General features: G+C 69.5%; 14 protein-coding genes and 1 CRISPR repeat array. Of the genes, 4 read left to right on the forward strand and 10 right to left on the reverse strand.

From position 1 onward, the window contains the following. Nucleotides 1–99: 99 nt before the first annotated feature. Nucleotides 100–1,770 carry a DUF3300 domain-containing protein gene (locus BLTE_RS12980; RefSeq protein ID WP_126401099.1) on the forward strand — a complete coding sequence of 557 codons (1,671 nt, stop codon included), beginning with the start codon at nucleotides 100–102 and terminating at the stop codon, nucleotides 1,768–1,770. A gap of 267 nt (nucleotides 1,771–2,037) precedes the next feature. Here the strand turns inward: BLTE_RS12980 and BLTE_RS12985 are convergent, their stop codons facing one another. Then, complete coding sequence (locus tag BLTE_RS12985; protein WP_126401100.1) at nucleotides 2,038–2,514, reverse strand: hypothetical protein; 477 nt, start codon at nucleotides 2,512–2,514, stop codon at nucleotides 2,038–2,040. Nucleotides 2,515–2,780: 266 nt separating this feature from the next. Between BLTE_RS12985 and BLTE_RS12990 the strand changes: the two genes are divergently transcribed. Together BLTE_RS12990 and BLTE_RS12995 are read left to right on the forward strand one after the other, a co-directional pair. Beyond that, entirely contained in the window at nucleotides 2,781–3,203 is a 423-nt protein-coding gene (locus tag BLTE_RS12990; RefSeq protein ID WP_342211493.1) for a winged helix-turn-helix domain-containing protein, read from the forward strand. Nucleotides 3,204–3,339: 136 nt separating this feature from the next. Continuing rightward, nucleotides 3,340–3,948 (forward strand): LysE family translocator, encoded by a 609-nt coding sequence (locus BLTE_RS12995; RefSeq protein ID WP_126401101.1) that lies wholly within the window; start codon nucleotides 3,340–3,342, stop codon nucleotides 3,946–3,948. A 58-nt stretch (nucleotides 3,949–4,006) separates the two neighbouring features. On the opposite strand, the gene BLTE_RS13000 is transcribed toward BLTE_RS12995, so the two are convergent. Next, the gene (locus BLTE_RS13000) at nucleotides 4,007–4,975 is read right to left on the reverse strand and encodes an IS110 family RNA-guided transposase (protein ID WP_126400477.1); all 969 of its coding nucleotides are present in this window, start codon (nucleotides 4,973–4,975) and stop codon (nucleotides 4,007–4,009) included. 275 nt (nucleotides 4,976–5,250) lie between these two features. Next, a complete protein-coding gene (bluB, locus tag BLTE_RS13005; protein WP_244599991.1) occupies nucleotides 5,251–5,973 on the reverse strand; it encodes a 5,6-dimethylbenzimidazole synthase in 723 nt (240 codons plus the stop codon). 653 nt (nucleotides 5,974–6,626) lie between these two features. On the opposite strand from bluB, the gene BLTE_RS13010 reads away from it, so the two are divergent. Beyond that, the gene (locus BLTE_RS13010; RefSeq protein WP_160140610.1) at nucleotides 6,627–7,190 is read left to right on the forward strand and encodes a type II toxin-antitoxin system HicB family antitoxin; all 564 of its coding nucleotides are present in this window, start codon (nucleotides 6,627–6,629) and stop codon (nucleotides 7,188–7,190) included. A gap of 94 nt (nucleotides 7,191–7,284) precedes the next feature. Beyond that, a CRISPR array of direct repeats spans nucleotides 7,285–11,178; the repeat unit is 37 nt; unit sequence GCTTCAATGAGGCCCGAGCGTGAAGCTCGGGAGTGGC. Between the two features lie 575 nt (nucleotides 11,179–11,753). Here the strand turns inward: BLTE_RS13010 and cas2 are convergent. The 7 genes from cas2 to BLTE_RS13045 all read right to left on the reverse strand — a co-directional run bounded on the left by cas2 (nucleotide 11,754) and on the right by BLTE_RS13045 (nucleotide 21,993). Further along, nucleotides 11,754–12,059 carry a CRISPR-associated endonuclease Cas2 gene (gene cas2 / locus BLTE_RS13015; RefSeq protein ID WP_126401103.1) on the reverse strand — a complete coding sequence of 102 codons (306 nt, stop codon included), beginning with the start codon at nucleotides 12,057–12,059 and terminating at the stop codon, nucleotides 11,754–11,756. 6 nt (nucleotides 12,060–12,065) lie between these two features. Beyond that, nucleotides 12,066–13,850 (reverse strand): CRISPR-associated endonuclease Cas4g/Cas1g, encoded by a 1,785-nt coding sequence (gene cas4g/cas1g, locus BLTE_RS13020; protein ID WP_126401104.1) that lies wholly within the window; start codon nucleotides 13,848–13,850, stop codon nucleotides 12,066–12,068. A gap of 89 nt (nucleotides 13,851–13,939) precedes the next feature. Continuing rightward, nucleotides 13,940–14,947 (reverse strand): type I-G CRISPR-associated protein, Cas3-extension family, encoded by a 1,008-nt coding sequence (locus tag BLTE_RS13025; protein ID WP_126401105.1) that lies wholly within the window; start codon nucleotides 14,945–14,947, stop codon nucleotides 13,940–13,942. Continuing rightward, nucleotides 14,944–18,039: a type I-G CRISPR-associated helicase/endonuclease Cas3g gene (gene cas3g / locus BLTE_RS13030; protein WP_126401106.1), complete on the reverse strand. Its 3,096-nt coding sequence runs from the start codon at nucleotides 18,037–18,039 to the stop codon at nucleotides 14,944–14,946. The genes BLTE_RS13025 and cas3g overlap by 4 nt, the downstream gene beginning before the upstream one ends. After that, nucleotides 18,036–19,538: a type I-G CRISPR-associated protein Csb2 gene (csb2, locus tag BLTE_RS13035; protein ID WP_126401107.1), complete on the reverse strand. Its 1,503-nt coding sequence runs from the start codon at nucleotides 19,536–19,538 to the stop codon at nucleotides 18,036–18,038. The genes cas3g and csb2 overlap by 4 nt, the downstream gene beginning before the upstream one ends. After that, complete coding sequence (gene cas7g, locus BLTE_RS13040; protein ID WP_126401108.1) at nucleotides 19,535–20,761, reverse strand: type I-G CRISPR-associated RAMP protein Csb1/Cas7g; 1,227 nt, start codon at nucleotides 20,759–20,761, stop codon at nucleotides 19,535–19,537. Before cas7g ends, csb2 begins: the two co-directional genes overlap by 4 nt. Nucleotides 20,762–21,012: 251 nt before the next feature. Next, a complete protein-coding gene (locus tag BLTE_RS13045; RefSeq protein ID WP_126401109.1) occupies nucleotides 21,013–21,993 on the reverse strand; it encodes a helix-turn-helix transcriptional regulator in 981 nt (326 codons plus the stop codon). Between the last annotated feature and the right edge of the window lie 439 nt (nucleotides 21,994–22,432).

Consider the following 22,432-nt stretch of genomic DNA (forward strand, 5'->3'; position numbering starts at 1 on the left):
CATGATGCGGCTTCGGAAGATGCGGTTTGGAAGGATGCGGCGGAAGCGGTGTGAGCGCCGGCCCGGCATTGCCGGGCGGCATTCCAGGGAGGGCTGCCAGTGAGCAGAAACAAATACGACGCCCGGTACTGGACCGGCAAACGCGCCCGCGTTGCCGTGGCGGCGATGTTCGGCTGGGTGACGGTCATCCAGCCGGCCTTCGCGCAAAGCCCGCCGGCCGAGCCGGCGCAGGCGCCGACCCCGCTGCCGCTGCCGGCGGCGCCGGGATCGCCGGCAGCGCCCGATCAGACGGCGCCGGCGGAGAAGGTCTATACGCTCTCCGATCTCGAATATCTGCTCGGGCCGATCGCCCTTTACCCCGATCCGCTGGTGGCGCTGATCCTGCCGGCCACCACCTATCCGGTGCAGATCATCCAGGCCGACCGCTGGCTCGACGCCAACCGCGACGCGATCGCCAAGGGCGACTTCAGCGGCGTCGACGCCCAGACCTGGGACAATTCGGTGAAGGCGCTGGCGCGCTTTCCCGACGTACTGAAGATGCTGGCCGACAATCTGGACTGGACCCAGGCGCTGGGCGCGGCGTTCGCGCTGCAGCCGGCCGACGTCGCCTCGGTCATCCAGGTGCTGCGCGCGCGCGCCGAGAAGGCCGGCAACCTCGCCTCGACGCCGCAGCAGGTGGTGACGACGCGCGAGGACAGCGGCACACGCACGATCTATATCTCGCCGGCCGACCCGGAACGGATCTACGTGCCGGTCTATGATTCCTCGGTGGTGTTCGACACCTTCGCCACCGGCGCGCTGCTGTTCGGCACCGCGGTGCTGGTCGGCTCGGCGTGGTACGGCGGCTGGTGGGGCCGCAACAACTGGAACAATTGGCGCTGGAACAACATCTGGGTCGACCGGCCGGCATGGCGTCCCGGCCGTCCCGGTGGCCCGCCGCCCGGCGCATGGCGGCCCGGCCGGCCCGGCGGCCCGCCGCCGCGCCCGCCCTTCCGGCCCGACCGTCCCGGTGGGCCCGGCGGTCCCGGCTTCCGTCCCGATCGCCCGGGCGGCCCCGGCGGTCCGGGTGGCCCCGGCGGTCCTGGCGGTCCCGACCGGCCCGGTCTCCTTCCCGACCGTCCCGGCGCCGGACCGGGTGGTCCTGGTGGCCCCGGCGACCGACCCGGCGGCGGACCCGACCGTCCCGGCCTTCGTCCTGATCGTCCTGGCGGCCCCGGTGGTCCGGGTGGCCCTGGTGGTCCTGGCCGTCCCGACCGTCCCGGTCTCCTTCCCGACCGTCCTGGTGGCGGTCCCGGCGACCGACCCGGCGGCGGACCCGACCGTCCCGGCGTTCGTCCGGATCGTCCAGGCGGTCCTGGCGGCCCGGGTGGTCCTGGCGGCCGTCCCGATCTTCCGGCTAGGCCGGATCGCCCCGCCGCGCGTCCCGACCGTCCCGCCGATCGTCCTGCCACCCGGCCGGATCGACCGGCGGCGCGGCCCGACCGCCCCGCGGCGCGTCCCGACCGTCCCGCAGCCCGGCCGCAACAGCGTCCGGCGGCGCGTCCGCAGCAGCGTCAAGCGCGCCCGCAGCAGCGTCAGGCGCGTCCGCAGCAGCGTCAGGCGCGTCCGCAGCAGCGTCAGGCGCGTCCGCAGCAGCGTCCGGCAGCCCGCCAGCAGCGTCCCTCGGCACGGCCTGCGGCCCGTCCACGACCGGCCGCCCGCGCCCAGCCGCGTGCCAGCGGTCGGGCGGCAGGCCGTGGTGGCGGCGGACGGGGTGGTGGACGGCGCTGAGCCCGGTGTGGTCCGCGCGGGGCGGCAATCGCGCCGCGCGGCCACCGCGAAGCGCATCCTGATTGCAACATGTCAGCGCCGGCCCGATGGGCCGGCGTTTCGTTTGGGCGCTGGAGTTCTTGAGTGCCGGCCGGCGATGCCGGGCGAAGCCGTTTCCGGTATCCGCAGGGATCAACCGGAAACAGTCTCGCCGAAAACCCCTTGTTCGATAACGGGATTTTCGGCGAACGGAATACGAAACTCCGGCTTGATCAGCCGGATTTCGTATCAGTGGTCGCCGTTGCGGGACAGGTGGTGCGGGCGGCGCTTCACGGCGAACACCGAGGTCGCCTCCGCCGTGCCGGCCTCGCCCCTGCTCGCGCCGTTCTTTCCAGGAGCATCCTTGCCAGGAACATCCTTGCCAGCGGCATCCTTGCCGGCGCTCTCCTTGGCCGGCTCGTCGCCCAGCATGGTGGCGTTGGGCTTGGGCTTGCGCTCGAACTCGAACCGGCCGGTGGAGCGCAGTTCCAGCACGAACCGGCAGAATTGCAGGCTGGACAGGAACTCGGTGCGGCCCGCGGTGTCCACCACCCGGAAGCGCGACCGGTCCGGCGCCATGAACACCTCGGCGGTGACCGGACCGCGCCGCAGCCCGGCATTGGTCTTCAACAGCACCTGCCCCCAGCGCACCGGCGTCTCCGCGTCCATGGCGGCGAGATCGCCGAGAACCAGGGGCTCGGACACCCGTTCCGTCGCAGCGCTCATGCGTTCCCCTCCGCAGCCGCAGGTGGCCCGCGTGGATGTCATCCGGCCCGCGCCCACCGCGGGGCGGCTCCCGAGGCCGCCACACGGTGAAAATAGCGGCAGAGCGCTTAGGATTCCCTTGCCGGATTGCCGGCAAATCGCGGCATCCGCCGCCGGGCGGGCATGCCTGAGGAAGCCCCTGCCGCAGGCCCCCCCGGCTGCAGGCAGCCCCGGCGGGTTTGCGCTATACTGATTTGAAATTTGGGAGGCGGACCTCGGGAGGGATCATGCCGGTCAGGTCGATGGCGAAGACCGAGAGGGTGCGCGCGGCGACGGGACCGCTGGCCCGCGCGGTACCGCGGCTGCGCATCGTGCTGGTCGGCGACAAGCGCATCGGCCCGGGCAAGATGGACCTCCTGGAGGCGATCGGCCGCACCGGCTCGATCTCGGCCGCCGGGCGGACGATGGGCATGTCCTACCGGCGGGCGTGGCTGCTGGTCGATGAGGTCAACAGCATGTTCACCCGGCCGCTGGTGGTCGCCTCGGCCGGCGGCGTCCATGGTGGCGGCGCCCAGCTCACCGATCTCGGCCGGGCGGTGGTGGCCGCCTATCGCCGCATCGAGGCGCGCACCCGCGCCGCCATTCTCGACGAGTTCGCCCCGTTCGAAAACGACATCGTGTCGGACACCGATCCCCTCCCCCCGGCCTGATCCCGCTGGAGCATTCTCCGCAAAAGTGGGAACCGGTTTTGCGAAAGAGAATGCGACAAATCGAGGACTTAAGCCGCGTCTGCTTGGTTCAATCAGATCGGCGGATGCTCTAGCCGCCTGAGAAACGAGCCCATCCATGTCGCCGGAATTCCTCATCACCGCGCTGATCATCGTCGCCTCGCCCGGCACCGGCGTGCTCTACACGCTGGCCTATGGCTTGGCGCGCGGCCGGCGCGCCGCCGTCATCGCCGCGTTTGCCGGCACGCTCGGCATCGTGCCGCACATCGCCGCGGCCATCGCCGGCCTCGCGGCGCTGCTGCATGCCAGCGCCGTCGCCTTCGAGGCCGTGAAATATGCCGGCGTCGCCTATCTCCTGTGGATGGCGTGGCAGACGCTGAAGGAGAGCGGGGCGCTGGCGGTGGATGCGGCCGAGGATCTGCCGGCCCGCCGCATCATCGTGCGCGGCGTGCTGATCAACCTCTTGAACCCCAAGCTGTCGATCTTCTTCCTTGCCTTCCTGCCGCAGTTCGTCGCGGCCGGCGAGCCGCACCCGGTCGCCCGCATGCTGGAACTGTCGGGCGCGTTCATGGCGATGACGTTCGCGGTGTTCGTGCTCTACGGCTTCGCCGCGGCGGCGGCCCGAACCTACGTCGTCGGCCGGCCGAGCGTGATGGCGTGGCTGCGCCGCTCGTTCGCCGCGGCCTTCGTGGCGCTCGGCGCCAGGCTGGCGCTGGCGGAGCGGTGAGGCGTGATCGGCGGTATTCCATGACTCGTCGTCCCGGGCGAGCGTGAGCGAGCAACTGTCATGCGGTTTTGGGGTCTCGCCAGGGTTTGTTGTCTCGAATCATGGCGTTGAGGATGGTCAGGAGCTTTCGAGCGATGGCGATGAGGGCGACCTTGGCGGGTTTTCCGCGGGCTTTGAGGTCGGCGTAGAGCTGTTTGGCCCACGGGTTCCAGTGGATGGCGGCGAAGGCGGCGAGATAGCAGGCGCGCTTGAGCGCGCGGCGTCCGGCCTCGATATGGGCCGGCCGCCGCGCTTTGCCGCTGTCGTTGCGATAGGGTGCGCAGCCGCCGATGGCACCGGCTTGGCGGGGGGTGAACCGGCCGAGTTCGGGAGCTTCTGCGAGCAGGACGCGGGCCGTCTTGTTGGCGATCCCCGGCACCGAGGTGATGATCTTGGCCTTGGCGTCCATCGCCGGATCGGCGGCGATCAACGCCTCGATGGCCTGTTCGGCCGCGGCGACGGTCTCGCGCAGGGCGGCGATTTCGGCATCGAGCCGGGCGGTGATGGCCGCCAGGGTGGGGTGGGCCTTGCGGTTCTCCAGGCGGCGGATGTCGGCCTCGGCGCGGGTGATTTCGCGCACCCAGGCGGTCAGGTCGCTCTGCGCTTGCGAGGGCTCCGGGAACGGCCGGCAGGGGTGATGCAGCATGAAGGCGCGGATGATGCGGGCGTCGAGCGGATCGCTCTTGGCGCGCTGGCCGCAGGCCTTGGCGAACTGGCGGCAGCGCCAGCTGTCGACCTGCAGCACGGTGAGGCCGGCCTCGCGCAGCACCGCGACCGCCAGGCGTTCATAGCCGCCGGTCGGCTCCAGGCCGGCGGTGGTGAGCCCGGCCTTCACCAGGCGCCTGGCCAAGCGCTGGAGAGCCGCGGGGGTGTTATCGACGCGCTCGACCTTGGTGTCGTCGAAGGCGATGTCGAGCCAGTCCTTGGAGACATCGATGCCCACAAGGTGGGTGGCAAACGGCGTCGGGTGTGGCAGCATGGCAAGCATCCCAGGCTTGGAAGCGGGGTCAAAAGCCCCGTGCAACTGTTCGGGTTGGCTTGGGACGGACGGCCGCTTCTGCTCGCGACGGCCTCGAAGGCTCACCCGGGATACGGCGTGCCGCCCGCACCGGCTCGGGGTGGCCACCCCGAGCCGGTGCACCCATCAAAGCACAGTTCGCCGTTCCAAGACCCGGGATCGTCTTCAGGACAAGGGCCTCTATCCGCAAACGGTCCCGGGTCGCGCGGCTCGCGCCGCTTGCCCGGGACGACGCCGGCTCCCGCTCACCCGATGGCGTCGAGCAGCGGCTCCTTGCCGGTGCGCTTGTGCCAGCCGTCGAACCAGACGAGGTCGTGCAGCGGCAGCCGCCGCCGCCAGCCCGTCACCTCCAGTTCCGGCTTGGCGTAGAAGTGGGTGACGGCGCCGACGCACAGATAGGCGATCGGCTGGATCTCGGGCGGGATGCCCAGCGCCTGCCGCAGCGCGTCATAATCAAGAATCGACACCCACCCCACCCCGAGATTCTCGGCACGGGCGGCGAGCCACAGATTCTCCACCGCGCACACCGCGCTGTAGAGGTCCATTTCCGGCTGGTGGGTGCGGCCGAGCACCACCTTGCCGGCGCGGGCGCGGTCGCAGGTGACGCAGATGCCGACCGGCGCGTCGAGAATGCCTTCGAGCTTGAGCCGGCGGTAGCGCTCGCGCTGCTCGTCCTCGAACATCTCGGCGGCCTCGGCGTGGGCTTGGGCGAAGGCGGCGTGCACCTTCCGCTTCACCGCCGGGTCGCGCACGATGATGAAGTCCCACGGCTGCATGAAGCCGACCGAGGGGGCATGGTGTGCGGCCTCCAGCAGGCGGGCCAGCACCTCGTCCGGCACCGGGTCGGGCCGGAACTGGCCGCGCACGTCGCGCCGCGTGTGGATGCAGCGATAGACCGCGACGCGCTCATCGAGCGTGAAGGCCGGGTCGTACTGGATCGGCATGTCGTTGGCGTCGCGCGTGCTCATGTCTCCCCCTCGCGGGCGGGCGCTCCGGCGGCGGCCGGAGCGGTCTTTACGTGCGGTTCGGTCCTGGCGTCCGGTTCGCCCGTCTCCGGGCCGGACGCTCCGCGTCGTATCCGGGCCGGACGCTCCGCGTGATGGCTTTAGAGCATGCGGCGCAAAAGTGGAAACCGCTCCGGTGCCGCCGGTCACGCGGTTTCCGGTCTATCCCACGGAGCCACGGCGCCGCCCGACCGGACACGCCTGATATGACGGGGATTTCGGCCGGAGACCCGCGACGAATACGCATCCCGCATCCGCAACGGCCGGCAGCCAAGCCGGAGCAGCCGCGCCGCAGGACGCGGCCTTCCGGCGGCCCGCCAGCGGGCATTCGACGCAGGCCTGGGAAGGGCCGCGCCGGGAACCGCCGGCGGCCCGCGTCATTGTGTCGTCAACCAATTGCTAATGGGACTGATCCGCCACCCGATTGCCCTCGTAATGGCCAAGTGCCCTCGTAATAGTCAGGTGAATCGGGCGCGGCACTCTGTACTTCGGCTTTGACGGGTCTCAAGCCATGGTTTGGTCGTACCGAAAGGCTGGCAATCCCGAACGGAGTACATATCTGTTCATCACGAGTGTTTGCCACCCCCGGAATTACCCCCGAAAATAGGATGGTTGTCATGATGCGGGAAATGGTTGGTCGAGAACGAAGGCGTTGGACCGGCGCGGCGGCCGGAGACGGCCATTACGACGCCCTGCCGGTCGAGTTGAGCCCGGGCCGCTACGGCGCACGCCGGCGTTCGGCCGCCCACCGACCGTCCGGCTATGTCGCCATCGTCGCCGGCCGCCCCGGCGGCTATCGCGTGGTGCTGCCGGACCTGCCGGCCTGCACCGCCGGCGGCGAGACCATCGACGCAGCCCTGGCCGATGCCGCGCAGGCGGTGCGCCACTGGTGCGAGGCGGCGATCGACCGCGGCGAGTCGCTGCCCGAGCCGCGGTCCGCCGAGGAGGCGGCGCACGGCGATCCGGAACTGATGAAGCTGCTGCGCCAGGACAGCGCGCTGGCGCTGGTGCCGCTGCTGCCGGACGCGCCGCTGAGCAAGACCATCGAGCTGACCCTCGACGCCGACCTGATGGCGGCGGTCGACGAGGTGGTGGTGGCCAGCGGGCTCGACCGCGCGGCCTTCATCGAGGATGCCCTCAAGGCGGCGCTGGCGCGCCAGATCGACGAGAGCGTCGAATGAGCCGGACCGACACCGCCCGGTGCCGCCTGCGCGGCCCGGGCGGCCGGACGTGTCGGTCTGCGCAAGTGACGCTGCAAGCCAGGCGTCACGTCAGGCGTGAATGAGGCCCGAGCGTGACGCTCGGGAGTGGCTTGGCCGCAGCGGCCGCCGTCTACGCCGAGTACGCCAAGCTTCAATGAGGCCCGAGCGTGAAGCTCGGGAGTGGCATCCGCGATGTCGGCCTCGCACTCTGCGAGATTGAGGCGCTTCAATGAGGCCCGAGCGTGAAGCTCGGGAGTGGCAGGCGCGGCAGCTGCTGCGCGCGGCGGAAGTCGGCCTCGCTTCAATGAGGCCCGAGCGTGAAGCTCGGGAGTGGCGGGAAGAGCACGACATCATCCGCCCGCTGTTTGCGTGGCTTCAATGAGGCCCGAGCGTGAAGCTCGGGAGTGGCATGATCGGCGTTCGATGAGCCGACATTGCTCGTCCCGCTTCAATGAGGCCCGAGCGTGAAGCTCGGGAGTGGCATGCTGAGGCGTGGGAGGCGCGATATGGGGATTTTGCGGCTTCAATGAGGCCCGAGCGTGAAGCTCGGGAGTGGCGGCCGCGCTGCCCCCAGTTTGCCGGGACGGGATCGCCGCTTCAATGAGGCCCGAGCGTGAAGCTCGGGAGTGGCCAGCGTCCGCATCGCCGCCGGCGGCGCCCTGACGCGGCTTCAATGAGGCCCGAGCGTGAAGCTCGGGAGTGGCGAGGAGCTGCGCGGCCTGCAGTTCACCGACGTCTACCTGCTTCAATGAGGCCCGAGCGTGAAGCTCGGGAGTGGCCTGATGGAGTCTGGTCCGTAGCAATCTCAGCGAGGCCGCTTCAATGAGGCCCGAGCGTGAAGCTCGGGAGTGGCGGCGGCGGAGAGCTCGGCAAAGACCTGGGCTGTATCGCTTCAATGAGGCCCGAGCGTGAAGCTCGGGAGTGGCGACGACGACGTTGCGGCCCTGGACGCCCCACAGCTTGCTTCAATGAGGCCCGAGCGTGAAGCTCGGGAGTGGCTCGCCGAGGTGTCGCGGACCCGTGACGGGGTGAAGATGCTTCAATGAGGCCCGAGCGTGAAGCTCGGGAGTGGCGAAGGTCTCGGAGATCGTGCGCCGAACCTTGGTCCAGCTTCAATGAGGCCCGAGCGTGAAGCTCGGGAGTGGCGGACCGCATTAATCAATACTGCATTCACAAATTCGGCGCTTCAATGAGGCCCGAGCGTGAAGCTCGGGAGTGGCAATTGCGTGCCATTTCTACTCAGCCTCGGTATTTGGGCTTCAATGAGGCCCGAGCGTGAAGCTCGGGAGTGGCTATCTCGCCTACCTGACACCGGAGGAGGCGGATAGGGCTTCAATGAGGCCCGAGCGTGAAGCTCGGGAGTGGCGTACGTTCACGAGGGATCGGCGGTTGATATTTCCGGCTTCAATGAGGCCCGAGCGTGAAGCTCGGGAGTGGCCGCTTGGTCTTGTGCCCGGCGCCATTCGAGTCGAAAAGCTTCAATGAGGCCCGAGCGTGAAGCTCGGGAGTGGCCTTTTCCAGTCGGTCAGCTCCCAGTGCGCCCAGTCGTAGCTTCAATGAGGCCCGAGCGTGAAGCTCGGGAGTGGCGGCGCACCGGGGCCGGCGGGCGCTGACGGGATCGACGGCGCTTCAATGAGGCCCGAGCGTGAAGCTCGGGAGTGGCCGGGCTCAGGTACCTGGGCTCTACATCTTCCATCGTGATGCTTCAATGAGGCCCGAGCGTGAAGCTCGGGAGTGGCGGAAAAGCCGGCCCTTTATTCCTTGGTGTAAGTAGTCGCTTCAATGAGGCCCGAGCGTGAAGCTCGGGAGTGGCAGAGGCCCGGAGCGCGTCGGCGCTGCCGTCACCATTATCGCTTCAATGAGGCCCGAGCGTGAAGCTCGGGAGTGGCGCGGGTTGACGCCGATTCTCCGCAGCCAGTCGGTCCGGCTTCAATGAGGCCCGAGCGTGAAGCTCGGGAGTGGCGGCCAATGCCGAAGCGGCACAGCGCATCGCTGCCGAGCTTCAATGAGGCCCGAGCGTGAAGCTCGGGAGTGGCCCGGGCGGTACATCGTCAGGCGGCCAGGATGGCGTTGCTTCAATGAGGCCCGAGCGTGAAGCTCGGGAGTGGCGCGTCGCTCGCCGTCCAGTACGGCTGCCCGCCGGAGGCTTCAATGAGGCCCGAGCGTGAAGCTCGGGAGTGGCCCGTTCCTCGGCTCGACGGCAAGATACAGCTCGAAAGGCTTCAATGAGGCCCGAGCGTGAAGCTCGGGAGTGGCACGTATACTCATGAACAGAGTGCATAACAGCATCATAGCTTCAATGAGGCCCGAGCGTGAAGCTCGGGAGTGGCGCGCGTTAGTCGAGAACGATTGTGCGGGTTTCCGTATGCTTCAATGAGGCCCGAGCGTGAAGCTCGGGAGTGGCGTTGGCGCTTCGTCGCTCACCACGACTTGGGCGAGCGCGCTTCAATGAGGCCCGAGCGTGAAGCTCGGGAGTGGCCCATGGCCGCCTTGAGCAGCTCGCCCGCGTCATCATGGCTTCAATGAGGCCCGAGCGTGAAGCTCGGGAGTGGCGAGGACACCGGCCAGCAGTCGGCCATCGAGGTGCGGCCGCTTCAATGAGGCCCGAGCGTGAAGCTCGGGAGTGGCGACCCTGTCGAACGACAGCAACTGGCGCTTCATCAAGCTTCAATGAGGCCCGAGCGTGAAGCTCGGGAGTGGCGACACCGGCATCACCCGCCTGGCGCTGGCGTCCTGCGAGCTTCAATGAGGCCCGAGCGTGAAGCTCGGGAGTGGCCCTACCGCGCCGCGCTGTCGCAGCTTGGCCTCAAGGGGCTTCAATGAGGCCCGAGCGTGAAGCTCGGGAGTGGCGAACAGACCGGAGATCGCCATGTCCAGCGCCTTGTTCGGCTTCAATGAGGCCCGAGCGTGAAGCTCGGGAGTGGCCAGGCCAAGGGCCTGCGCGAGCAGACCTGGTCTGTCACGCTTCAATGAGGCCCGAGCGTGAAGCTCGGGAGTGGCTCGGCCAATCGCCGCAGTATAGACGGGTCATCTTTTGCGCTTCAATGAGGCCCGAGCGTGAAGCTCGGGAGTGGCGACGCCTACGGCAATATGCCCGGCCCGCAGATCGAGCGCTTCAATGAGGCCCGAGCGTGAAGCTCGGGAGTGGCTATGATCCAGGGCGCGACAGTGCCTCTGGGGACGCAGCTTCAATGAGGCCCGAGCGTGAAGCTCGGGAGTGGCTCCAGAACCCGCACCCGCGGGACGACCTTCTCCTTGCTTCAATGAGGCCCGAGCGTGAAGCTCGGGAGTGGCCCCACACATCCCCGGACAGATAACCCCACAGATGACGCTTCAATGAGGCCCGAGCGTGAAGCTCGGGAGTGGCATTCTTCGAAATCCCACACAATGACGGGCGCGGTTTCCGGCTTCAATGAGGCCCGAGCGTGAAGCTCGGGAGTGGCGGGAAGATGAACCGATTTTCGCGCTGTCCGTTGCCCAGCTTCAATGAGGCCCGAGCGTGAAGCTCGGGAGTGGCGACGAAAGCAAAGCAATGGGCGCAGCTTGCCTTGTATATGCTTCAATGAGGCCCGAGCGTGAAGCTCGGGAGTGGCCAAGCACTTCGGAGAAGAGGTGTACCTGAAAGAGTCGCTTCAATGAGGCCCGAGCGTGAAGCTCGGGAGTGGCGCACGCAAGCCACGGACTGCCAAGACTGTGAACACTGAGCTTCAATGAGGCCCGAGCGTGAAGCTCGGGAGTGGCAGTTCGGCGACCGTTATTCGCAAATCGCTGTGTGGGGCTTCAATGAGGCCCGAGCGTGAAGCTCGGGAGTGGCCTGTCTTGCTGATGGTTCGTGGGTTCGTGCAAAGAACCTAGCTTCAATGAGGCCCGAGCGTGAAGCTCGGGAGTGGCCGTCTGGATCAGACAATTGAGCATACTTTCGTAGAGGCTGCTTCAATGAGGCCCGAGCGTGAAGCTCGGGAGTGGCAGCCCCCGCCATTTCCGAAGTCCGGGCCGGGGCTTGCCGCGCGGGATGCGAGCGGTGCCGCCGGCACGTCCGCCGGATGGCATCGAAGTCTGCTGGAACGTCCTCACGATGTCAAATAGCCTCGCGTCTGCCGCGACTTGCATCGATGCGAGCGCTGCCCGGAAAATCTGCCTCACCGCAGCGCTCGCGTCCAGGCGGCCGAACGGCGGGCCGCGGCCCTCCTGAACCGAACGTATCCGGGCCACCCCATGCCAGCGGCTGCCGGCAGCGGGGCGCCTCATCGCCGGTGGGGCGATTTCCGGCGCCCAACTGACCCGAACTCCGGCCGATCAGGGCGGAGCCTCGTCGTCCGCTCGCGGGAAATCCCGGTTCCGAACAGGGACAAGGCCGCGTCCGGCATCCCGACAGGAGCCGCCGGACGCCGCGTAAAACCAACGGCGCCAGATGCTGACGCGTGGGGCCGTCGCGTCTTGCGCATTCGCCTTATGGAACTCGGAGATTTCGCGAGAATTCACAGGCGGAGCCAACGGCCGGATATCGCCGCCGCAGGCCCGACGCGCATGCCGCGGCGCGCGTCAGATCACCACCGCGCGCCGCTCGATCGGCTGAAAGCTCTTGCCGAGGCTTTCGACCGCAAGCTCGACATCCTCGGCCGGGCCGAGATCGAGAATGATGACGTGGTCGGTGTCGCGGTCGATCAGGTCTTCGAGCATCGAGGCCATCTCGGCGCGGCGGCCGCCATCGAGCCGGCAGTGGAACACCGAGAGCTGCAGCCAGCGGCCGTAGCCCTTCATGGTCTTGAACACGCGCCGCCAGCGCTTGGGGTCGGAGATGTCGTAGGCGACGACATAGGCGTGCTCGGCATTGGAACGGCGGGCCATGTGATTTCACCGGGGCACGTAATGCGGATAGCGCGGGATTTCGCCCGAGACGAAGCGCGCGAACAGCCGGGCCTGGATCTGGATCAGCCGGCGCATCGACACCTGGTAGCCGAACGCCGGATGCGTGGTCTCCTGGTCGAGCCGGCGCTCGTAGGCGGCGATCAGCGCGCGCCGCGCCTTGGGCTTCAGATTGCAGCCGCCGGCGGCGGAGACGAAATCGTCCGGCGCCAGTTCGCCATTGTTGAGCGCCATCAGCACGGCGGAATCGGCCAGCACCGGCCGGAACGGCTCGATGAGGTCGAGCGCCAGCGCGGGGCGCCCCGGCCGCTCGACATGATAGACGCCCTTCCATGGATCGAGCCCGGCGACCGAGATTGCCGAGGCGAACGTGCGCGTCAGCACCGCATAGAGCAGCGACAGGCAGGCGTTGACCGGATCGGCGGGCGGGCGGCGGTTGCGCCGCTCGAAGGCAAACGCCGGCAGCGCCGCAACACCCTCGGTGAACAGCTTCGGCAGCGCGCGGAAATAGAGCGCCGCCGCCTCGCCCTCAATGCCGAGCAGCGCGGCTGCGGTCTCGGCGCGCGCGGTGCGGTCGGCGAGCAGGGCCAAGCGGTCGAGCAGCGGGCCGCGCTCGCCATCCTCGCCGCGCCAGTTGCGTCGCAAAATGGTGCGCGAATTGCGAATCTTGGCAGCGACAAGCTCACGCGCGAACACAAGCCGGCGCGCCTCGTCGGCGGCGAACGCATATTGCGCGGTGCGCACGGCGGCGCTCCGCGGCCCCTGCGGGCCGGTGGAGCCGAGATACCAGAAGCCCGACGACATCCACGCCACCGGCACGTCGCGGCGCAGCAGCTCGTGCACGGCCGGCGTGGTGAGCGAGACGGGCCCGGCCAGCACCAGTTCCGACACCTCGTCGAGCGGCACCGCGCGGTCGGCCTCGCCCTCGACCTGCACGACCAGGGCGAAGTCCTTCTTGGTCACCCGCGCGCCCGGCGTCTGGACGTAGAGCGGCAAAGCGGGCGTCGCGGCCGGCGGCGGCGTGCGGGCGATCGCGCCCTTGCGAAACCAGTTGACCTCGTCGGGCAGGCAGATCGGCAGCAGCGAGCAGCGCACGCATTTGGGCGAATGATCGAGCGGCGGCGGCAGACGGCCCGACGCCACCGTCAACCGCAGGTCGGAGGCGGCGCGCAGCGCCGTGGCGATCAGCTCGTCGGTCAGCTCCACGCGCACCCGCTCGCGGCTGTCGGCGAACCACAGCGCGCCCTCATCGCACACATAGCCCGCCTCGCGCAGCAGCAGCGCCTGCACGCACACCTGCACGCGCTCGGGCAGATACGCGCCCTCGGCGACGTGCGGCCGCTTGCCGGTCTTGATGTCGACCGGCACCACGCAGCCGTCGTCGGCCTCGATGACATCAAGTTCGGCGGTGAGGCCCAGCCGCTCGGAGGCGAGCAGAAGCCGGCGGGTCTTGAGCGTGCGGTCGTCGGGCAGCGCCTCGGGTTCGGGCAGCGCGGGGGCGGCGCCGGTCTCGGTCGCCTTGTGGGCGCGGCGGCCGGCGGCGGTGTCGGCATTGCCGGCCCACTCGCCGCGGCCCCATTCCAGCACGGCGAGGCGCGGGCAGTAGGTCCATTCATTGACCATGCGCGCCGGCACCAGCATCTCGTCGGTGGCGGCCGGCGGCGCAAACAACGCCAGCTCGCCCTGACGGGCGGCGGGACGAGACGGCTTGGCGACATCATCGCCGGGCGTGGACCCCGCCGGCGGATCGGAGCGCGTATCGGACGGAGACATGGCCACCTCCTGCACGCATTAGGTGCAGGAGGCGAATGTCGGTCAAGCGACTTCGAGACGTGTTGGGCACCTGAGGTTGTCGCTGACGCTCACCCTTCCTCCGCCCGCGCCCGCGTGAAATTCATGAACTTGCCGACCGAGATGCGCCGCGCCACCAGCACGTGATCGACGCCGAGGTGGGCGAGCGCGTCGGGTCGGCGCAGGCCCGGGTGGCCGAGCAGTGCGCGGATGGCGGCGAGCGTGGCGGGCGCGCGCCACACCGGCCAAGCGAAGGAGAAGCCGCGCTCGTCGGACATGCCGCCGAGGATCGTCGGCCGCACCCGCCCGGCGCGCGGCTCGGGCGCCAGCGTCAGCGCTGCGATGCCGACCGCCGCCAGCCGGTTGGCGCCGTGCTGGGTGCCGGCCTTGTAGGCGGGATCGGTGGGATCGCCTGCCAAGAGCGCGTAGCGCACATCCTCGGCCGGATCCCAGCGGAACGCGAAAGTCGGATCGTCGCGATGCCAGGGCTTGAACAGCGCCTCGTTCAGGCAGTCCGCTGCCGACAGCGTCACCGCCGCCTTGCCGCGGCCGCGCGGCGGCGGCGCCGCGGTGCGCGGCACGCTGGCGAGCCGGTCGAGAAAATGCTGGTGGCCCTGGCCGAACAACAGGCACAGCGGCGTCGGATCGACCGGAGCCGTTGCGGGGTCCTTGGCGTCCTTCACCGCCGCATCGCTCATCAAGGCGGCGAGGAGGTCGGCGCGCTCGCGCCCCTCGGGGCTGGCGGCGGCGGCTTCGAGCAGGCCGCGCGCCACGTCACGCGGATGGTCGAGATCGGCCCGGCCGTCGAACTCGTGCGCCGACGCCAGCGTCGCGACACCGGCGGCAGCGGCCTCGGCCACTTCGGTTTGCGTCAGGGGGCGGGCGAGGTGCAGCACCGGGCGCAGCGGCGGGCGCTCGACGTCCCAGGCCGCGCGCGGGCGCAGCTCTGCAGCGCCGCCAGCACGGTCGACAGCCTCCAGCGCCCGCAGCAGGCCGAGCAGCGCCAGAAAGGCGAGCAAATTGTCCGGCTCCAGCCCGTCGAGCCGGTGGATCGTCGTGGGCTCGGCCGGGGCGATCATGTCGCGTCTCCCTCGGTGGCGGCGCGGGCCGCGGCCTCCGAGGCGCGGTGGTCGGCGAGGCGCAGCACCGCCTCGAAGCGCGCCAGTTCCCACACGCCGTAGCGGGCCTTCAGCCGCTCATAGAGGCCGGCCCAGTCGAGCCCGTCATGCTCGAAGGCCAGCGACTGCGGGCCGGGGCCGGCCGGCAATGTGATGGTGTTGCCGGCCAGCGGCAGAGTCCGCGCCGTCGCATCGCGTTCGTCGGCGTGGGGGAACAGCGGTCGGCCATGGCCGTGGTGGGTGCCGATCAGCCACAGCACGAGGTCGGGGTCCCGCGCCTCGGCGAAGCGCGGGTGATGCGGCGCCAGCCGCACCGACAGCGCCTCGTGCCGCCAGCGCGGCGGCAGGTCCACCCGCTCGGCGGTGCCGCGCGGCGCCTGCCGCGCCGACTTGGCGAGAAGGTGGGCCGGATCGCCGCCGAGCGGATCGTCGAAGGCGAGCAGCGCCTGGAAGCGCGGATCGGCCTTGCCGAGGTCGTGCAGCAGGGCTGCGAGCGTGACATCGGCGATGCGGTCCTCAGCGAGGCCGGCGCCGCGGGCGAAACGTTCGGCGAAGTCCGAAACCTGCCGGCAATGGTCATCGAGCACTTGCGTGAAGCCGGGCATCGAGCCGGCGACGTCGTCCTCGGTGGCGGCGGGGTGGCTGTCGTCCGTGCCGGTCTCCGGCTTCTCGTCCTTCAGCCCGAACGGCGCGACGAGCACCACGCCGCGCGGCCGGCCGTTGTCGTCCTCGCCGTAGAGGTCGACATAGACCTCGACCTTGCCGCGCTTGCGTCCGCGGGCGTCCTCGAGGCGTTTCAGCGCCGCCTTGATGTCTTCGGGCAGGTCGAGCGTGGCAAGTGCATCGCGGACGGCCTCCCACGGCTGGCCCAAAGTTTCGGCGAGGGCGTCGGCGAGGGCATCTTCGCGGGCCTTGTCCTCTTTGCGCTGGCGGGCTTCGGCTGCGGCCTCGGTCTCGCCGTCCTCCCGATCGACCGGAATGGACAGCAGGCCGGGCGCGATGCGCACGGCAAACCGCCGGCCGGCGAACGGCTTTGCCGCTTGCGCCGCGACGTCGCGGGCCGGACCCGGTGCCGCCGGGTTCCAGCCGAATTCGTCGACGCCACCATGCTCTGCCGGCACCACGATGGTGTCGCCGGGGCGGATGTCGCGCGGCGCGATCCAGGCCGAGCGGTCGTCGTCGCCGGCCCAGCGGAAGGCGACCGGAGATGCCGCCGCGCGCTCCGGCTCATCCTCTCCCGCCCGCGCCGCAACGTCGGCAAGCTCCCGGTCCATCCGAAGCCGCGCCTGCCGCGCCACCGCGTCGAGCCAGCGGCGCACCGCGGAGACCGGCAGTTCGATCGCCTCGGCGGCGCGCGGCGGCACCAGCGTCAGCAGCCGGCGCGTCTCGTCCGGCAGATCGGGATCGAGATCGGCCCGCCACGCCACCGTCACCGTGGCGCTCTCGCGATCGGCGCCGTGCAGATAAAGCCCGATTTCGGGGCCGGTGCGCGGCACCGGCGCGGTCCAGCTGAAGAGGTCGAGGTGCGCCGGCATCAGCACCGGCGCGTCGGGGCGCGGCGACAGCGCCGCCGCCGGAACCTGCGTCTCGGCCGCATGCACCTCGAACGCGGAAACGCCCATGTCGATAACGGGCGCCTCGCCTTTTCGGGCAGGACCCGCCAGACCCGTCAGATAGTCCCAGGCGGCGCGGATGGCCGGGCCGTACACCGGATCGTCGGCACGGGGCGACAGATCGCGCTTGGCCGCGACGATCGCCGCGAACGGCTCGATCGCGCGGCCGGCGCGGTTGAGCCGGCCGAAGCGCTGACGCAGCGCGTCGAGCGGCGCCGCCTCGGTGACCAGGCCGTCGAAATCGACATCGACGCCGGCCTCGATGCACTGCGTCGCCACCACCACCAGCGGCCTTTCGAGCGTGCGCGGATCGCCGGTGCGGATCGGCTTCAAGGCGTCGGCGGCGATCGCTTCACGCTCCACCGGCCGCGCCGGGCCGATCAGCAGCACCGGCTCGATGCCGTCTTGCTTCAGGTCTGCGCGCAGCCGCTCGAACAGCGATCGCGCCCGCGCGACGCGATTGACCACCACCCCGATCGCCGGGGCGCTGATGCCGCGCTCCGTCAATGTCTTGAGCGCATCCTGGACCGCCGTGGCGAGCGTGGCGATGCGCCGCGTGCTCTCGGCCTCCTCCGTGTCGGCGGTCTCGTCGTCGGTCGCCTCGTCTTCGCCCGCGGCCTTGGCCTTGGCGGGGCCGATCAGCGCCGCCGGCTTGGGGGCCTCGATGCGGCGTTTCAGAACCTCATGAACTCTGTCGTCGTCGCCGAGCCTGAAAGGAGTCGGGCCGCTCTCGCCGGCGGTCGCCGAGAGCTGCACCACGCCGAACGGCGCCGGACCACCAAGATCGGCGTCAAACCAGCCGTCAGCACGATAGCGTGACACATGGCCGAGCGTCTGCCGGAACGGCTCGGCGAGATGGGCTTCGTCGAGCAGGATCAGGCAGTCTGACCCGAGCAGGCCGGCATGGACCGGCTTCATGCTGTCGCTCACCCCATAGCCGCGGAACAACAGGCGCGAGCCGACCTGATCGACGGTGGAGCACAGCACCGTCGGCTGCATCGGGGTGCGCGCCCAGTCGTCCTCGCGCGGCACGCCGCCGCGCAGGCGCGCCACCTGCAGCGGCGGGCGGTCCTCGCCGGCAATGCGCTTCAGGCGCGCGGCAACGCGGGCGACCGTCTCCGTCTGCGGCTGCGCCAGCGCCTCGGCGATGCGGCGCGCGCGGCCATGAACATCGTCGACGATCAGCCTGCGGTCGACCACGAAGGCGATGCGCAGCGGCGCACGGCGTGTGGCGCCCTCGTCGGCCTCCAGCGCGAGGTGAAACACCGCGACGTCGAGCGCCGCGGTCTTGCCGCTGCCGGTCGGCAGATCGAGCAACGCCGGCCAATGCCCATCGCGAGCAACCTGCCGGAGCAGGCTCACCTGCCACGGAAACGGCGGGGAACCGTGGATATCGCCGAAGAAGGTCGCAAAATCGTCGGCGCCGAGGGTCGCGGTCACGGCTCGACCTCCTCCTCCAGGACGCGCAGCAGCCCGAGGCCGACGAACCGTCCGGCCCCGAGGATCACCGGCCCCGCGACCGGCTCGGCAAAGCGGATCACGGCGTGAACCAGCGACCGGCTGGCGAGGGACGCCGGCAGGCGCCAGCGCGTCCAGGATGGCGCGTTGCCGGATGGCCACGCGGACACCGCGCCCTCGAATGCGGAATGCTTGTCCGGGACCACCGCCGCGAGGGTGGCCCCGTCCGCAGTGATGATCTCAGGGTCCGGCAGGCCGGTGTTGCGGCAGGCGGCGACGATCTGCTCGACGATTTCGGCGCGGCGCGCCGGCCCGCGCGCCTTGAGGTGACGGTCGAGCACGATCGGCGTCACCGTGGCGAAGGTCCGCGCCGGGCCGAGATAGGGCGCAGGCTCCAGCGAGGCGCGCTCGGCGCGCAAGGTCGGCGACAGCTCAATGCGGAATGCCCGGTCCCGCGGCGTGCCCTCCGGCGATGCGACCTCCATGATGCGCCGACCGCGCTCTTCGATCAGCTCGGCCTTGCTCCGCAAGGCGGCGAGAAATTCCGGATCGTCGAGGAGGCCGCTGCCGCGCGGCGGCACCAGCGCGAAGCCGAGGACGCGGCCATCGGCATGGCGGGCGCCGACGAAGGCCAGCGGTACGATGGCGAGGTGGGGGACGCGGGTCGGCGCACCGTCCGGCATATGGCCCGAGACGATCTCCGGAATGCGCTCGCGCGGAACCCCGAGGCTGCCATAGCCGTCGAGCAGCGTGTCGCGGATCGCCTTGGCCACCAGCGCCGCGGCGCGGATATCCCGCATCTTGCCATCGACATCCTCGAGCAGCAGCCAGCGGCTGTCGAACACGCTTTGGCGCGGCGGCGCCCCGACCACGGGCACGGGCGCAACCCGAGCGCCTTGCGAAGGCCGCCGACCAGCCTCGAACGCGGCCGTCAGCTCGGCCAGCCGCCCGTCATAAACACGGCGCTGAGCCGGGCGCGCGTCGGCAAACGCGTCGGGTTCGATCTCCCGCCGGAACCGGCAGCGGGTGAGGCTGGCCGAATGCCCGACATAGGCGGTATCCATCGCGAGCGCGTCGAGCGCGGCAAGAGTGGCATGGTCGGGATCGGCATCGGCCCACACGAAGCGCACGATTGGATCGTGCGGCCGCGCCGCCGGGAAACGCCGCGGCTGGCGCGCCCGGAAGCCGGGCAGTACGGCGACGTTCCCCTTTCGGCCGGTCTCGGGATCATTCGGCGGCACAAAGCTGGCCGGCGCCGACCGCGCCGCCGCCGGCGAAGCGACGATGCGCGGTGCCGGCCGCGCTTCCAGCCAGCGCAACGCCTCGGCCTCGTCCGCACGCGCGCCGCGCGCGGCCCACGACGCCACCAGCGCCGAGAACACCCGGTCGGGCTGCGGCGGCCAGTCGGGCCGGTCGCTGTCTGGACCCACGGCTGCGAAAGCGACGCCCGCGAGAAACTCGACCTCGAGGACGAGGGTCATTTGCCCTCGTCCTCCGCCTCGCCGCCCTCCCCGACCAGCGCGAGGCGCTGGCTCTCGCGCACGACGGCGACGAGCTTGGGCTGAGGCACGAGACGGATCGGGGCCGGTGGAAACGTGAAGCCGGCGCGCTCGGCCGCCGCGAAGGCCTCCGCATAGAGCGCGCGGGCGCCGGCCTGGTCGATCCCGAACGGCTCCGCAGTGCCGTCCGAGCGCACCAACTCCAGGCCGGCGGCCCCCTCCGGCGCCAGTTCGCAGCGCGACCGCAGCGCATAGCCGCGCCGGTCCTGCTCCAGCACCGCGAGGATGCCGAGCGCGGCGAGCAGCGTCCGCCCGGCAACATCGCGTTCCGGCGTGCCGAACCGCAGGCGGCGGAGCGCCGCGAAGCCGAGCACCATCGTGTGCTCGACGCGGTCGCAGGTGACGCCGAGCGGCTGGACAGAGGGCGCGATGTTGCCGTGGTTGATCTCCGAGGGCCGAACCTTCTTGGCCTTCTTGCCGGCGCCGGCCTCGGTGACGTCCCAGCCGCTCTCGCCCTTGAACACCTCGACCTTGCGCAGGATGCCGAGCGGATCGATGCGGCTGCCGGTCCGCCGGCCGGCGGTGCGGGCTTCGAATTCGCCCGACCGCCGGTCAGCGATCTCGTCCGCCGGCGCATTCACCGCCACCAATTCCGAGGTCAGGCAGCGTGCGAACTTGGCGCCGAGCCCGCCGCCCTCGCCGGTCGAATGCCACGCCCCGAACAGCAGCGCATTCGGCGAGGCCTCCAGCAGCGCCGTCGCATTCTCCGGCTTGGCCTTGGCGAGGCGTTCGCCGAGCGGGCTCTTCATGAACGGCAATTCGTCGAGCAGGCTGTCGCGCAGGATGGCGTCGTAGACCCGGTGCGGCGCGTCGAGGGACGTGATCTCCTCGAGCCCCTCGATCCCGGTGCCGCGGAAGTCGACGACGACGTAGGGCAGCTTCACCACACCCTCGCGCGCCGCCGCAAGCAGGCTCTCCTCGAGCCTGTTGGCCTGCGATTGGACACTGTCGACCAGGACGCACCACACTTCGGCGCCGTCGATCCGGCGGCGTTCGAAAACGTGGCGGGGCGGAGCGTTGCGGCCTTCGCCTGGATAGGTCGGTGGGAAAATCTTGTCCCCACGCCCGCCGACCGGCTGCAGACTTTGCCGCCGCCGCAGAGCCGCGTGATCGGATATCAGTCTTCCGAGCGTTGCAGCGTCCATTCCCAACCCCGACTCGTCTTTTGAGTTGAACACAGATTGCTACCGGTAGTATCCATCCTCACCTACCGATAGGCAATCCTCGGACGGGTTGCGGCCTCCTCGTCCCCAGATTTCGGCAACTCGTGACGAGGATGCGCAAGGCACAGTTCCACATCGAAACGGCCCTGTTCGGACCGGCTTTCCATCCGGTTCGACGACCTGCTTGAGGTGAGCGGGCCCTTGGGCGAGGAGCCGATTGGAACATTTCTCAATCAGCATTCACGGTGATGCTCGAAGGCCGTCCGCAGTCTGTCGCACATCATCTGCCTGAGTTCCGCCGGCGCGATGACAGTGACGGTGCTGCCCCACGTGAACAGGTGGTTGACTATTTCGAGGAGGCCGCCGGCCCGGAAGCGAACGACCGTGCTGCCGTCGAGATCGTCCGTGACCGACTGTGTCGGATGGAAGACGAAGGTCTTCGCATCCGGCGCGGCTTCCGGTGAGAAGCGGAGCACGATGTCAACCGGCTCTTCCTGATAGGTTCCGAATGAAATGTTGGCGAACGCATCAAGATCAAAGTCTTCGGGTGGCCGGGCGACCTGATCGGTGAGTTCCATCGCGGACACACGGTCGAGGCGCCACAGAACTGGCTTCGTCTTCTTGATGCTCGCCCCGACAAGATAGGCATGCTGTCCAAAGAGCAGGCCGTATGGAACGACGGTATGCCGTCGCCGGTTCGAGGTCTCGCCGCCGTAACTGAAGCGCACGGCGCGCTCTCGGAGCAGCGCATCTCGCAAAGCGGACAGCAGCGTTTCTTCGATCCGCGGTCGCGGCCCGACCTGACGCGCCAGGGCCTCGGCCCGCATCAGCGCTTCGACATCCGTTTCGAGACGGAATCTCTCGTGCGAGCGCAGCCGGGTCGCGATTTTCTCATAGAGAGAGCGCAGATGCGCGGCACGATCGGGGGCATTCATCCCGATCAGTTTGGCAGCATGTTTCAACTCGGCCATCTCTACCGCCGTGGGGGCTGTCAGGAAACGGTCGAGCCCGCCGGCCAGGCGGAACCGGCGCATGCGGCCATCGTCGCGCTCCTCCAGGGCTCCGAAAATCAAGCTGACACCATCACGCATGCGCTCGGCGGTTCGACGCGAGACGCCGAGTTCCATTGCCATCTCGTCGAGGGTCAACCCTTCCGCACTGCCAGCCAAGAGGCGGGCGAGGCGAACCAAATCCGCGGCCTTTTCCCACCGCATTTGAACCCCTTCGAATACGACCGAATCTGACGTCCCGAAACGATAAACTAGTCAAACGAAATGAGCGAGGATAGGCACCAAGTGTTCAATGGGTCACAAAGTCATTGCGGGCCCGCGCCGGCATGAGATTCCGGAGGGCCCGAGATCGCGGGAATCCCGATTTGTACGCGGGGTTAAAGCCACCCGGCCGAAGGGTTTGAGCGATCCGGTTCAGCGATCAGCAGCATGCTGGCCAAAATTCCTTGGTTTCCGTCGTTTGACGGCTGGACCCGTCATCCCCAGTGCGATCCCACGGCTGTGCGGCACAGACAGCCGGGGAGCCACCCAAGCGATCGAGGTCGGTTGTCCCCGGTCCATCGCCGGCCCGGTCGTTTGGCGACGCAGAGGTCGCATCGCCTTTAGGGCGGCGATCGGGGCCGAGCGCCTTTCGCAGCGATTG

Source organism: Blastochloris tepida (assembly GCF_003966715.1).
GTDB lineage: Bacteria > Pseudomonadota > Alphaproteobacteria > Rhizobiales > Xanthobacteraceae > Blastochloris > Blastochloris tepida.